The organism is Salmonella sp. 32020114201800008SM (assembly GCF_017572025.1).
Lineage (GTDB): Bacteria > Pseudomonadota > Gammaproteobacteria > Enterobacterales > Enterobacteriaceae > Salmonella > Salmonella enterica.
Genome location: NZ_JAGEQM010000006.1, coordinates 278,983 through 292,828 on the forward strand (window position 1 = coordinate 278,983; position 13,846 = coordinate 292,828).

Below are 13,846 nucleotides of genomic sequence, written 5' to 3' on the forward strand. Positions count from 1 at the left end.
GTCAGATGATAAGAAGAGGGCAGTGATGCCTGAATGCATAACAGGAGATGGCCATGAGTAACACGAATTCTGGCTTACTTGGCATCAAAGACATTGTCTTTATGAATGTCATCGCTATTCTGAGTTTGCGGCAAATCCCTAACGTGGCGCCTTACGGGGCATCGGCCATGTTGTTATGGGTGATCGCCGCATTCTGCTTGTTTTTTCCTTTAGCGATGGTATGCGGCGAGCTGTCAACCGGCTGGCCGAAAGATGGCGGGATATTTGTCTGGATTAAAGAGGCATTTGGTAAACGTATTGCATGGATTGTCGTGGTTTGTTTTCTCTTTTCCTGCGTACTGTTTTTCCCATTAATGCTGCAATTCGGCTTTACCGCGTTGGGCTATATGATCGGCGGCGGCCTGGCGGAAAATAAAGCGTTTATCGGTATTGGTTCCGCGGTAATTTTCTGGCTATTAACGCTGATGAATATCCGCGGGATGGAATGGACAAAAATTATTAATAGCATCAGCGCCTGGTGCGGCGTATTTATTCCCTCCGCCATCCTCATTTTGCTGGCGGTAGTATGGCTATGTACCGGACACCAGATGCAGACGGACTACACTACAGCGAAAAACTGGATTCCGGATCTCGGACACTGGGATACGATCGTTTTCTTATCCAGCATGATGTTTGCGTTTGCCGGACTGGAGGTCGCCCCGATGATTGCCGGGCGTACCCGTAATCCACAGCGTGATTTTCCGCGAGCGATGGCCGTCTCCGCCGCCGTTATCGTCGGGATCTATATGGTCGGCACCTGGGCGCTAAATACGCTTTTACCCGCCGGGAAAACCGACATTGTGGCAGGCGTCATGCAGGCTATGCATGCTGCTGCGGATACGCTGCATATGCCGTGGTTAATTCCTGTTATGGCCATCTGTATGTTTTTTGGCGCTCTCGGGCAGATTAACTCCTGGCTGGTGGGGCCGATTTATATGCTCCAGGAAGCCTCGCGTGAAGATAATCTGCTGGGGGACCGAATCGGCAAATTACATCCGGTGTGGAAAACGCCCGCCTTTGCCTTGACTGTACAGGCGATTATTGTCACGGTCCTGTGTTTTTCGACTTTTATTTCGCCAAGCGTTGCGGCGGCTTACTGGATGTTAACGGCGCTAACGACCATCACCTATTTTATTCCTTACCTGGTGATGTTCCCGGCGTTCTGGCGTTTACGTAAGACTCAGCCGGATACGCCAAGAAGTTTTAAAATTCCGGGCAAGGTTTTACCGGCTATTTTACCCGCGCTGGGCTTTCTTTCTATCGCCTTTGCCGTTGCGCTGTTATTTATTCCGCCTTCTCAAATTGATATGGGCGGATATTTCCAGTACGCCGGGAAAATTATTGGCGGAGCCGTGCTGGCGGTTGTCGTCGCGGAGTACATTTACCATCGGGCGCAGAAACGTAATGCCCGTTTAAGCATGGCGGGAGGAAAATAAAATGTATATGCCAGTTCTGGAAATAAATCTACGCAAGCTGGAAGAAAACGCCCGCACGGAAAAAGCTCTGCTGGCAAGCAGCGGTATTGACGTGATGGCTGTCAATAAAGTTTTTGACGGCTGCGTGGAAACCGCGCAGGCGGTGTTCAACGGCGGAATTACCGTTATCGCTGAATCACGAACCTATAATTTGAAAAAAATACGCGAGACAGGATGTACGACCTGCCTGTTACGCAGCCCGTGTCTGAGTGAAATCGAAGATGTGGTGCGCTACGCGGATATCAGTTTAAATAGCGAGCCGGTGGTATTACGGGCATTATCGCAAGAAGCCCAACGCCAGGGGAAAACGCATCAGGTATTACTGATGGTGGATATGGGCGATTTACGCGAGGGTATCTGGTTTGGTGAATATCAACGCATTCTTGAGACCGTGACTCTGATTACTGGTCTGCCCGGTCTGGAATTATATGGACTGGGCACCAACTTTAATTGTTACGGCACCGTGTTGCCAACGGTAAAAAATGGCGAGGATTTTCTGGCGCTGGCCGCCCGGCTGGAAGCTGACAGCGGTATTCCTGTCCGGCGGCTTTCTGCGGGAAACTGCACCAGCTATCACCTGCTGGATAAAGGTATCTGGCCGCAGGGACTGAATCATCTGCGCATCGGCGGACTGCATGAATTCGGCATTGAATATGTGGACATGAAATACCTGAATGAATTTCACCACTCCGCAAAACCGGTCGATAAAGCCTGTTCCGATATGTATATCCTGGAAGCGGAAATCATCGAACTGAACAGTAAACCTACCGTCCCGGTCGGGGAGCTGGGCGTCGATGCCTTTTTGCAAAGTAAAACCTTTGTCGATCGTGGCATACGCCGACGCGCATTGCTGGCGTTTGGTCGCCAGGATGTGCCGTCGGATAACTGTGTGCCATGCGACGACGCTATCACTATCTTAGGACAAACCAGCGATCATACGCTGGTGGATATTGAAGATTGTCGTCAGTCGCTAAAAGTAGGCGATGTGGTTCGCTTTGAGCTGGATTATACGGGCCTGTTAATGGCCTGCCAGACCAAAGGCGTCGCCTGGAGGTTTACGCGTTAACGCATAACCGCCGCGGCTATGTCGCGGCGGCATCTTTGACCTCACGAAAGACAGGGAGTAACGATGGATACCCTGCAACAACCACCGCCAGCAGAGCCCGAAGGCGGTCTGCGGCGTAACCTGAAGAAGCGGCATCTGCTGATGATGTCGCTGGGCGGCACGATTGGCACCGGCTTATTTATCGGCATTGCCGAACCGTTAAGCAGCGTCGGGCCGGCGGGAACCTTACTGGCCTATCTGTTTGCCGGAAGCATTATGCTGGCGACGATGATGTGTCTTGGCGAATTATCATGCGCCTTTCCTCACTCCGGTTCATTTCAACATTACGCGCTGATGTTTATGCCGTCACCTTGCTGGAGCTATACCATTGGCTGGCTTTACTGGTTTAGCTGGGTCTTTTCCCTGGCGGCCGACCTCACTGCCGCAGGGTTTATTGCTCACCAGTTTTTCCCCGCGGTTCCGGTATATATGTTCTGCCTGGCGATTCTGCTCATCCTGACGGCCATCAATCTCACCTCCGCAAAAAGTTTTGGCGAATGCGAATACTGGCTTTCGGCCATTAAGGTTTTCGCGATCGTGCTGTTTATCTGCGCGGGCGGGGTCATGATCTACTCGCTAATGGGCCATAGTGACTGGCACCCGACGTTAAAAACAGACGGAATGTGGTTTCCACACGGTTGGGAGCAAATTGTGGTCTGTATGACGATCGTGATTTACTCCTTCCAGGGGGTGGAACTGGTAGGAAATGCGGCAGGGGAGACCGAATCGCCGCACATTATTTTACCGAAAGTGATCCTGGGGATCGGTCTCAGAATCATTTTGTTTTACGGCCTGGCGATTGCGGTGCTGGCGCTGGTCTATCCGCATGAACTGACGCCAAATGGACAAAGTCCCTTTGTATGGGTATTCTCCCACGCGGGCATTCCGGGGGCGGATACGCTGATGACGCTGGTGATCTTTTCCGCCGCGGTTTCTGCCGCTAACTCGGCCATTTACGCCAGTTCGCGTATGCTGTGGTCTATGGCGGGCGATCGCTTTGCGCCAGCCTGCTTTGGTAAAACGAACGGCGGCGGCGTGCCGGTGTATGCTATTTTAATCACGGCCTTGCTGGCGTTGGTGTCGTTGCTGACCCGCTATATTCCCGCACAGCAATTTTATTTATATCTGATCGCCAGTACCGGGCAGGTGGGTTGCCTGGCATGGATAACCATCGGATGGTGCCAGTATCGTTTCCGACAATCGGTGCGTAATGGAACGTACGCCAGCGATTTGCTACGCTATCGATCGCCGCTTTTCCCCTGGACGGCCCGATTTGTCATTATCACCAATTTTGCCATTATGGTCGGCACCTGGTTTAGTGAGCAAGGGGTAGTGATAATGTTGGTTGAGCTGGCTTTTATGATAGGGATTCTTTTGTCATGGTATCTCTTCAGACCCACTTTGAGCCGATTACGTAACACAGTGGGATGAACGGCGCTCGTAAACGGTAAGAGAACATGAAACGACTCATTGTAGGAATTAGCGGCGCCAGCGGAGCGATTTATGGCGTGCGCTTATTACAAATTTTGCGCGATGTCGATAGCGTGGAAACGCATCTGGTGATGAGCCAGGCGGCCCGGCAAACGCTGGCGCTGGAGACCCATTTTTCGCTGCGCGAGGTGCAGACGCTGGCCGATGTGACGCACGATGCGCGCGACATTGCCGCCAGCATTTCCTCGGGCTCTTACCCGACGGCGGGAATGGTTATCTTGCCCTGTTCGATTAAAACGCTGTCGGGGATTGTCCACAGTTATACTGACGGACTGCTTACCCGCGCGGCGGATGTGATATTAAAAGAGCGGCGACCTCTGGTGCTGTGTGTGCGCGAAACGCCGCTGCATATCGGGCATTTGCGTTTAATGACCCAGGCCGCTGAGATAGGCGCGGTGATTATGCCGCCGGTTCCGGCTTTTTATCATCTTCCTCAGACGTTAGATGATGTTATAAATCAAACGGTTAACCGAGTGCTGGATCAGTTTGATATCCCCCTTCCGCACGATCTTTTTGTTCGCTGGCAGGGCGCATAGCGTTGTCTGTTTAGCGTGCATTATTGTCCCTGTTGCCCTGTTTCAGGGCAATTTTGTAACCGCGATCATATCCTCAACATTTAATTCGTTAAAAGCCGCCGAAACGCTGCGGTTCAACCGTCATACCTGCTATCTTCAACATTAGGACAATATTGCAACGTTTTATTAACAAATTTAACGTCGAATCGTTTTGCTGACGTGAAAATGGCATAAGACCTGCATGAAAAAGTCTGCAAACACACAACACCACGTAAAACATAAGAAAATGACGCCACTTGAGGGGGATGTATGAAGAAGACCGTTCTCGCTTTGTCTTTGCTGATAGGTCTGGGCGCGACGGCGGCCAGTTACGCCGCGCTCCCGCAAACGGTTCGTATTGGAACAGATACCACCTACGCGCCTTTCTCATCAAAAGATGCCAAAGGCGAGTTTATTGGCTTTGATATCGATCTCGGTAATGAAATGTGTAAGCGTATGCAGGTGAAATGTACCTGGGTCGCCAGCGACTTTGATGCGCTTATTCCCTCACTAAAAGCGAAAAAAATTGATGCCATTATTTCATCGCTCTCTATCACCGATAAACGCCAGCAAGAAATCGCGTTTTCCGACAAACTTTACGCGGCGGATTCACGCCTGATTGCGGCAAAAGGGTCTCCCATTCAGCCGACGCTGGAATCGCTGAAAGGCAAGCATGTCGGCGTGCTGCAAGGGTCCACGCAAGAGGCTTACGCCAATGATAACTGGCGCACTAAAGGTGTGGATGTGGTGGCTTATGCCAACCAGGATCTTATCTATTCCGATTTAACCGCCGGTCGCCTGGATGCTGCATTGCAGGATGAAGTCGCCGCCAGCGAAGGTTTCCTGAAGCAGCCAGCGGGCAAGGAGTATGCGTTTGCCGGTCCTTCCGTGAAGGATAAAAAATATTTTGGCGACGGGACGGGGGTTGGGCTGCGTAAAGACGATACCGAGCTAAAAGCCGCGTTTGATAAAGCGCTGACCGAACTGCGCCAGGACGGAACTTACGACAAAATGGCCAAAAAGTACTTCGATTTTAATGTCTACGGCGATTGAGGGAAGGGGATAACGTGCCGCGCTGGGGAACTATCACGGTGCAAAATAGATGTTTTGCACCTTTTTGGTGCATAAGCCGTTGCGGAACAGGCGCATAAATGCATACTTAATCGATTTTTATGCAAAATAAACCGGCTGACAAGGTAGAATGCTTTGCCTTGTCGGCCTGATTAATGGCACGATAGTCGCATCGGATCTGTAAAGATCTCCTGGAAAGACAGTCTGTTGAGGATAGTTATGAAAAAACTGGCGTTATCCCTTTCTCTGGTGCTGGCATTTTCCAGCGCTACCGCAGCATTTGCCGCTATTCCACAAAAGATTCGTATCGGTACCGATCCTACATACGCACCGTTTGAATCCAAAAATGCACAAGGTGAATTGGTCGGCTTTGATATCGATCTGGCCAAAGAGCTGTGCAAACGTATCAACACACAGTGTACGTTCGTGGAAAACCCGCTGGATGCGCTGATTCCGTCTTTAAAAGCGAAGAAAATTGATGCCATCATGTCCTCGCTGTCCATCACTGAAAAGCGCCAGCAGGAAATCGCGTTTACCGACAAGCTTTACGCCGCTGATTCCCGTCTGGTGGTGGCGAAGAACTCTGATATTCAGCCGACCGTCGCGTCGCTGAAAGGCAAGCGCGTCGGCGTGCTACAAGGGACGACGCAGGAGACCTTCGGCAATGAGCACTGGGCGCCGAAAGGGATTGAGATCGTCTCTTACCAGGGGCAGGACAACATTTATTCCGATCTGACGGCTGGCCGTATTGATGCGGCGTTCCAGGACGAGGTCGCGGCCAGCGAAGGTTTCCTTAAACAGCCCGTCGGAAAAGACTATAAATTCGGCGGCCCGGCGGTGAAAGATGAGAAGTTATTCGGCGTAGGAACCGGTATGGGGCTGCGCAAAGAAGATAACGAGCTGCGCGAAGCGCTGAACAAAGCCTTTGCTGAAATGCGTGCTGACGGTACTTACGAAAAGCTGGCGAAAAAGTACTTTGATTTTGATGTTTATGGCGGTTAATCACCGTCGGTGCAGATAAAGCCCAAAGAATGTTGACTGTCTGCATTGCCTGATGGCGCTGTGCGTGTCAGGCCTACGGGGAGCATCGTAGGCCGGGCAAGGCACAGCCGCCATCCGGCGTGATGTGAGGCAAAAATGCAAAAGAGGCTTCTTACTTCACCACACACAACAGGACAGGCTGCATGTTGTACGGGTTTTCAGGCGTAATTTTACAGGGCGCGATCGTCACGCTGGAACTGGCGCTCAGTTCCGTGGTGCTGGCCGTGCTTATCGGTCTCGTCGGCGCGGGGGCGAAGCTTTCGCAAAACCGGGTAACGGGGCTTATTTTTGAAGGGTACACCACCCTGATTCGCGGGGTGCCGGATCTGGTATTAATGCTGCTGATATTTTACGGATTGCAAATCGCGCTTAACGTGGTGACCGATTCGCTGGGTATCGACCAGATAGATATTGATCCGATGGTGGCCGGTATTATCACCCTTGGTTTCATCTACGGCGCCTATTTTACCGAAACCTTTCGCGGCGCGTTTATGGCGGTGCCGAAAGGCCATATCGAGGCGGCGACGGCTTTTGGTTTTACCCACGGGCAAACCTTCCGGCGGATTATGTTCCCGGCGATGATGCGTTACGCCCTGCCGGGGATCGGCAATAACTGGCAGGTGATACTCAAAGCGACGGCGCTGGTGTCGCTGCTGGGCCTGGAAGATGTCGTCAAAGCCACGCAGCTTGCCGGTAAAAGCACCTGGGAGCCTTTCTATTTTGCCGTGGTCTGTGGACTTATCTACCTGGTATTTACCACCGTTTCCAATGGTGTGCTGCTCTTGCTTGAGCGTCGCTATTCTGTGGGCGTGAAGAGGGCCGATTTGTGATTGAGATCATTCAGGAGTACTGGAAATCCCTGCTGTGGACGGATGGCTATCGTTTTACCGGCGTGGCGATTACGCTGTGGTTGTTAATTTCATCGGTGGTGATGGGCGGTCTTCTGGCGGTGATTCTGGCGGTAGGTCGCGTTTCCAGTAATAAATTCATCCGTTTTCCCATCTGGCTGTTTACGTATATTTTTCGCGGCACGCCGCTGTACGTACAGCTACTGGTGTTCTATTCGGGGATGTATACGCTGGAGATAGTCAAAGGCACCGATCTTCTTAACGCGTTTTTCCGCAGCGGACTGAACTGTACCGTACTGGCGCTGACGCTGAATACCTGCGCGTACACCACGGAAATTTTCGCGGGGGCGATTCGTTCGGTACCGCACGGTGAAATTGAAGCGGCACGGGCCTATGGCTTCTCGTCATTTAAAATGTATCGCTGCATTATTTTGCCGTCGGCATTACGTATCGCCTTGCCTGCCTACAGCAACGAAGTGATTTTAATGCTGCACTCTACGGCGCTGGCGTTTACCGCGACGGTGCCGGATTTGTTGAAAATCGCCCGCGATATTAACTCAGCGACTTACCAGCCGTTTACCGCGTTTGGCATTGCCGCCGTGTTGTATTTACTCATTTCGTATGTCCTGATAAGCCTGTTCCGTCGGGCGGAAAGACGCTGGTTGCAGCACGTGTCCTCTAAATAATTCGAGTAACATGATGTCAGAAAATAAATTACACGTTATCGATTTGCACAAACGCTACGGCGGTCATGAAGTGCTGAAAGGGGTATCGTTGCAGGCCCGCGCCGGAGATGTGATTAGCATCATCGGCTCGTCCGGCTCCGGTAAAAGCACTTTTTTGCGCTGTATTAACTTCCTCGAAAAACCGAGCGAAGGCGCGATTATCGTGAACGGTCAGAACATTAATCTGGTGCGCGACAAAGACGGGCAGCTCAAAGTGGCGGATAAAAATCAGCTACGCTTGTTGCGTACCCGCCTGACGATGGTGTTTCAGCACTTTAACCTCTGGAGCCACATGACGGTGCTGGAAAATGTGATGGAAGCGCCGATTCAGGTACTGGGATTAAGCAAGCACGACGCGCGCGAGCGGGCGTTGAAATATCTGGCGAAGGTGGGGATTGATGAGCGCGCTCAGGGCAAATATCCCGTCCATCTCTCCGGTGGCCAACAGCAGCGCGTTTCTATTGCGCGCGCGCTGGCGATGGAACCTGACGTTTTACTGTTCGATGAACCCACATCGGCGCTCGATCCTGAACTGGTCGGCGAAGTGTTGCGCATCATGCAACAACTGGCGGAAGAAGGCAAAACGATGGTGGTGGTCACGCATGAAATGGGCTTCGCCCGCCATGTCTCTTCGCACGTTATTTTTCTGCATCAGGGGAAAATTGAAGAAGAGGGCGATCCGGAGCAGGTGTTCGGCAATCCGCAAAGCCCGCGTTTACAGCAATTCCTGAAAGGCTCGCTGAAATAAAAGAAGCCCGGCGGCGCATCGCTCACCGGGCAGGATACGGCGCTTTGGGAACTAGCGAATCACATCCGCCAGCGCCTCTTCTAAATCATACCAGCGAAATGCGAATCCGGCGGCTTCAAGCCGTTTTGGCAGCGCCCGCTGTCCGCCCAACACCAGCACTGACGACTCTCCCATCAATAAGCGAATTGCCGTCGCCGGAATGCGAATAATCGCCGGGCGGCGCAGCGCGCGACCCAGCGCATGAGCAAAATGCTCATTATGGACGGGATACGGCGAGACCATATTGAAGGGACCGCGAAGATCGTTATCCAGCAGCCACAGGATGCCGTTGACCATATCGTCGATGTGAATCCAGGCCAGATATTGTCGACCATTACCCACCGGACCGCCGAGTCCGAGGCGAAACGGCGGAACCATTTTCCCCAGAATCCCGCCTTGCGGCGCCAGGACAACGCCGGTACGCAGCAGGCAGACGCGGGTCTGGTCGCTCTGCGCACGACAGGCAATCTGTTCCCAGCGGGCGCAAAGTTTATGCGTAAATTCGTTGTGCGGCGGCTCATCTTCAGTGACGACAACGTCGCCCAGATCGCCGTAATAGCCCGTGGCGGAGCCGGATATCAACACCGAGGGCGGCGTAGCGCTGGCATGAATTAAATCCACCAACTTTTGCGTGATAGCCCAGCGGCTTTGGCACAACCGTTCTTTTTGTTGCGAGGTCCAGCGCTTGTCGGCAATCGGTTCGCCCGCCAGATTGATGATGGCATCAATCTCATTGAGGTGCTCACGTTCCGCCAGCCCTTTCCATAATGTCACTCTGGAATCGAGAATCTGACGCGCGTTATCGGGATTGCGCGTAACGACCGTCACCTGATGCCCCAGTGTTAACAGCCGGGGAATGAGATGACGCCCTATCAGGCCTGTACCGCCGGTAATCAGAATCTGCATATGACCTCCAGAGTAGGGAGGATTTCCTCTTCCCTAATGTCAGGTTTTTAATACGAATAAGGGTGCCGGACGCAGGTTTTTTCCGTGTATACACCTCTACATCATACATGATGTATGCTACCGCGTTACGCTTTCGTACTGTTACAGTGCAGTTGCGCTTGTAACAGTGCGCGCGCTGTCGCAGGACGCGTGCGAATGCGTTCAAACCAGTTATACACCGCCGGGTAGGTATCAAGATCGATTCGCTGACGCTGATGTGCGTTAACCCACGGCCAACTGGCGATATCCGCAATACTGTAGTGGTCGCCGCCCAGCCACGGGGAGGTTTCCAGGCGTTTATTCAGGACGTTGTATAAGCGTTGCGTTTCAACCTGATAGCGTTCAATTGCATAGGGGATGGCCTGCGGCGCAAAGTGGTTAAAGTGATGATTCTGGCCCAGCATCGGCCCTAACCCGCCGACCTGCCAGAACAGCCATTGCAGCGTGGTATGGCGTTCACGCAGCTCCCCGCTAAGCAGTTTGCCGCTTTTTTCCGCCAGGTAGAGAAGAATTTCGCCGGATTCAAAAAGACTAAGCGGTTGACCGCCGTCTGCCGGGGCGTGATCGACGATGGCAGGAATTTTATTATTGGGAGAGATAGCCAAAAAATCAGGGCGAAACTGATTGCCCTTGCTGATATCTACTTTTAGCAAACGATACGCCAGCTCCGCCTCTTCCAGAAACAGCGTTATTTTATGCCCGTTGGGCGTGGGGGCGTAGTAAAGGTCAATCATTTTGGCTCCTGCATGTGCGTAAAGAGTCTGGGCTGAATTAAGTATAGAAAGCCTCCTGATGTGTGTGTGTTTTCATCAGGTGACAGCAGGCGAAAGACGCTATATTTTGGGAAGAAACCTAATACGCCCTCAAGAGGACATTATGAGTAAGCCTGTTATTGTGCTGTGGTCGGATGCGAACTTTTTCTCTCCCTACGTCTTGTCCGCCTGGGTGGCATTACAAGAAAAAGGGCTTTCCTTTACTCTGAAAACCCGCGATCTGGACCAGGGAGAACATCTGCAACCTGGCTGGCGGGGATATGCGCTGACGCAGCGCGTACCGGTGCTTGAGGCCGACAATTTTGAGTTGAGCGAGTCGTCCGCTATTGCGGAATACCTGGAGGAGCGTTTCGCGCCGCCGCAGTGGGAGCGTATCTACCCGCACGATTTACAAAAACGCGCCCGCGCGCGACAGATTCAGGCGTGGCTACGCAGCGATTTACTGCCGCTTCGCGAAGAACGGCCTACCGACGTGGTGTTTGCCGGGGCGAAAAAAGCGCCGTTAAGCGAGGCTGGAAAAGCCAGCGCGGCAAAACTGTTTGCGACGGCTGAAGCGCTATTGGGGCAGGGGACGCAAAATTTATTTGGTGAATGGTGCATTGCCGATACCGATCTGGCATTGATGATCAATCGTCTGGCGCTGCATGGCGATGACGTGCCGGCGTCGCTGGCGGCGTATGCGACATTCCAGTGGCAGCGTGCTTCCGTACAGCGTTTTATTGCGCTTTCCTCGAAGCGTTCAGGCTGAAAATCTATTCATATTCCAGTATCATAACGCCGTTTTTCACAACGAGGAGTGAGCGATGAAACTGATGTTCGCATCGGACATTCATGGTTCTTTACCCGCCACGGAACGCGTGCTTGAGCGGTTCGCGCAAAGCGGCGCGCGTTGGCTGGTGATATTAGGCGATGTCCTTAACCACGGGCCGCGAAATGCGCTGCCTGAAGGCTATGCGCCCGCCCAGGTCGCCGAACGCCTGAACGCGGTGGCGACGCAAATCATTGCCGTGCGCGGCAACTGCGATAGCGAAGTGGATCAGATGCTGCTGCATTTCCCGATAACTGCGCCGTGGCAGCAAATATTGACGCAAGAGAGGCGGCTATTTTTAACGCATGGGCACCTCTTCGGGCCGACGAATCTGCCCGCTCTGCATACTGGCGATGTGTTGGTCTATGGTCATACGCATCTGCCGGTGGCGCAACAGCAGGAAGGACTGTATCACTTTAATCCTGGGTCAGTGAGCATCCCGAAAGGCGGGTATGCGGCAAGCTACGGTATTCTGGATGATAATGTGTTGAGCGTAATCGCACTCAATGATCAAAGTATCATTGCGCAGGTTGCAATTAACTCGTAATTTACCTCACAAACGTAAATGCGCCGTAAGAGCGCCAGAAATAAGAAGGTTTCCTGATGGTGGAACAGCGTCGTTTGGCAAGTACGGAATGGGTGGATATTGTGAATGAAGACAATGAAGTCATTGCACAGTCCAGCCGGGAACAGATGCGTGCGCAACGCTTACGGCATCGTGCGACGTATATCGTCGTTCATGATGGTATGGGTAAAATTTTGGTGCAGCGTCGTACCGAAACAAAAGATTTTTTGCCCGGTATGTTAGATGCTACCGCAGGTGGCGTGGTCCAGGCTGATGAGCAGCTACTGGAATCTGCCCGCCGCGAAGCGGAAGAAGAGTTGGGTATTGCAGGCGTGCCGTTTGCCGAACACGGTCTGTTTTACTTTGAAGACCAACATTGCCGGGTTTGGGGCGCGCTGTTTAGCTGCGTTTCCCACGGGCCTTTCGCGCTTCAGGAAGATGAAGTCAGCGAAGTGTGTTGGCTGACCCCGGAGGAGATCACCGCGCGCTGTGATGAATTTACGCCGGACTCGCTCAAAGCGCTGGCGCTGTGGATGACCCGCAACGCCAAAAACGAAGCCGCGCTCCAGGAGAAACCGGAAGAGACGGAATAAGCGTTTTAGCAGCTTTCCCGCATACATAAACTGGAGGCGATGGATTTTCGATCGCTCCAGTTTCCCTGATTTAACCTTTCCAACAGCGCCCGTCCGGCTTCACTGCCAATCTTACGGTGCGGTACGGCCATGGTGGTTAACGGCGGCTGGCAGACCCGGCTGACATCGCTATCGCCAAACCCGACCACCGCTAAATCGTCCGGAACTTTGATCCGCCGTCGTTGGCACTCGTATAACGCGCCGCAGGCCAGCTCATCCGATACGCATACCAGCGCGTCCAGCTCCGGCCACGCCAGTAAAAACTCCGGCAGTTGCGACGCGCCGGTAGAAAAATTGGGCGGCAAGGCGGCATTAATCACCCGGTTTGGCGACATATGGTGGCGAAGCATCGCTTTGTACCAGCCGTGCAGATGTTGCTGAAAAATCCACTGCTCCTGATTGGCGCATAGCAGCCCGATATTCTGATAACCGCGCTGAATCAGCATTTCCGTCAGCTCATACATTGCCGCAACGTTATCAATACCGATATTCATATCAATAGGATCGCTGCGAATCGCGCCCATCTCCATCACCGGGATAGAGGCATTTTTCAGCCACTGGCGCACAGTAGTGCTATGTTCGACGCTAAGCAGAATCGCCGCGGCAATGTTGGAGGCCAGCAGCGTTTCGAGCAGCTTCTCCTCTTGTTCCACGCGATGCTGCGATTCCGCCAGCATTATCTGGTAGCCTGCGGGCTGTAAAATTTGTTGCAGCCCGGCGAACATTTCAGAACACCCCGCTTCCGCAAGGTTCGGTACGACCATCGCGATGGTGTGCGAGGAGGCAGACGCCAGCGCGCTGGCGGCGAGATTGGGCATATAGCCCAGCTCATGCACTGCCGCTTCGATTTTCTCCCGGAGTTTATCAGAGACCTGTTCCGGCGTGCGTAAGGCTCGTGATACGGTCATCGTGCCTACACCGGCAAGTTGGGCTACATCGGCGATAGTCACTTTACCGGTACTGCGCCGTTTACGGGGTATCGACATA

15 protein-coding genes are annotated in these 13,846 nt (G+C 52.9%); 12 read left to right on the top strand and 3 right to left on the bottom strand.

Annotated elements, in window-relative coordinates:
• The first annotated feature begins 53 nt into the window (after positions 1–53).
• From J4613_RS17320 to hisP, 9 genes are all read left to right on the top strand, one after another.
• A complete protein-coding gene (locus J4613_RS17320; protein WP_000072512.1) occupies positions 54–1,475 on the top strand; it encodes an APC family permease in 1,422 nt (473 codons plus the stop codon).
• 1 nt (position 1,476) lies between these two features.
• Positions 1,477–2,580, top strand: coding sequence for an alanine/ornithine racemase family PLP-dependent enzyme (locus J4613_RS17325; protein WP_000281907.1), 1,104 nt, complete (start codon positions 1,477–1,479; stop codon positions 2,578–2,580).
• Between the two features lie 63 nt (positions 2,581–2,643).
• Positions 2,644–4,050, top strand: coding sequence for an amino acid permease (locus J4613_RS17330; protein WP_000380346.1), 1,407 nt, complete (start codon positions 2,644–2,646; stop codon positions 4,048–4,050).
• Positions 4,051–4,076: 26 nt separating this feature from the next.
• The gene (locus J4613_RS17335) at positions 4,077–4,646 is read left to right on the top strand and encodes a UbiX family flavin prenyltransferase (protein WP_111742277.1); all 570 of its coding nucleotides are present in this window, start codon (positions 4,077–4,079) and stop codon (positions 4,644–4,646) included.
• 288 nt (positions 4,647–4,934) lie between these two features.
• Positions 4,935–5,717, top strand: a complete 783-nt coding sequence (gene argT, locus J4613_RS17340) for a lysine/arginine/ornithine ABC transporter substrate-binding protein ArgT (RefSeq protein WP_000754423.1) — start codon at positions 4,935–4,937, stop codon at positions 5,715–5,717.
• A 237-nt stretch (positions 5,718–5,954) separates the two neighbouring features.
• Entirely contained in the window at positions 5,955–6,737 is a 783-nt protein-coding gene (gene hisJ / locus J4613_RS17345) for a histidine ABC transporter substrate-binding protein HisJ (RefSeq protein ID WP_000731868.1), read from the top strand.
• A 182-nt stretch (positions 6,738–6,919) separates the two neighbouring features.
• Positions 6,920–7,606 carry a histidine ABC transporter permease HisQ gene (locus J4613_RS17350; RefSeq protein WP_000965498.1) on the top strand — a complete coding sequence of 229 codons (687 nt, stop codon included), beginning with the start codon at positions 6,920–6,922 and terminating at the stop codon, positions 7,604–7,606.
• Positions 7,603–8,310 (top strand): histidine ABC transporter permease HisM, encoded by a 708-nt coding sequence (hisM, locus tag J4613_RS17355; protein ID WP_000569771.1) that lies wholly within the window; start codon positions 7,603–7,605, stop codon positions 8,308–8,310. The genes J4613_RS17350 and hisM overlap by 4 nt, the downstream gene beginning before the upstream one ends.
• A gap of 13 nt (positions 8,311–8,323) precedes the next feature.
• Positions 8,324–9,097, top strand: coding sequence for a histidine ABC transporter ATP-binding protein HisP (gene hisP / locus J4613_RS17360; RefSeq protein WP_001293591.1), 774 nt, complete (start codon positions 8,324–8,326; stop codon positions 9,095–9,097).
• 51 nt (positions 9,098–9,148) lie between these two features.
• Here the strand turns inward: hisP and J4613_RS17365 are convergent, their stop codons facing one another.
• Entirely contained in the window at positions 9,149–10,042 is an 894-nt protein-coding gene (locus tag J4613_RS17365) for a TIGR01777 family oxidoreductase (RefSeq protein ID WP_001166274.1), read from the bottom strand.
• A 125-nt stretch (positions 10,043–10,167) separates the two neighbouring features.
• On the bottom strand, positions 10,168–10,815 hold the full coding sequence (gene yfcG / locus J4613_RS17370; protein WP_000566563.1) for a GSH-dependent disulfide bond oxidoreductase: 648 nt from the start codon (positions 10,813–10,815) through the stop codon (positions 10,168–10,170).
• A gap of 142 nt (positions 10,816–10,957) precedes the next feature.
• Between yfcG and yfcF the strand changes: the two genes are divergently transcribed.
• From yfcF to yfcD, 3 genes are read left to right on the top strand one after another with little or no spacing between them, the layout of a single operon-like run.
• A complete protein-coding gene (gene yfcF / locus J4613_RS17375; protein ID WP_000043010.1) occupies positions 10,958–11,602 on the top strand; it encodes a glutathione transferase in 645 nt (214 codons plus the stop codon).
• Between the two features lie 55 nt (positions 11,603–11,657).
• Positions 11,658–12,209 (top strand): phosphodiesterase, encoded by a 552-nt coding sequence (yfcE, locus tag J4613_RS17380; RefSeq protein ID WP_000772458.1) that lies wholly within the window; start codon positions 11,658–11,660, stop codon positions 12,207–12,209.
• Positions 12,210–12,265: 56 nt separating this feature from the next.
• Positions 12,266–12,820 (top strand): NUDIX hydrolase YfcD, encoded by a 555-nt coding sequence (gene yfcD, locus J4613_RS17385; RefSeq protein ID WP_000230215.1) that lies wholly within the window; start codon positions 12,266–12,268, stop codon positions 12,818–12,820.
• 5 nt (positions 12,821–12,825) lie between these two features.
• Here yfcD and J4613_RS17390 read toward each other — a convergent pair whose 3' ends face one another.
• Positions 12,826–13,845 carry a LacI family DNA-binding transcriptional regulator gene (locus tag J4613_RS17390; RefSeq protein WP_000026949.1) on the bottom strand — a complete coding sequence of 340 codons (1,020 nt, stop codon included), beginning with the start codon at positions 13,843–13,845 and terminating at the stop codon, positions 12,826–12,828.
• Position 13,846 lies beyond the last annotated feature (1 nt).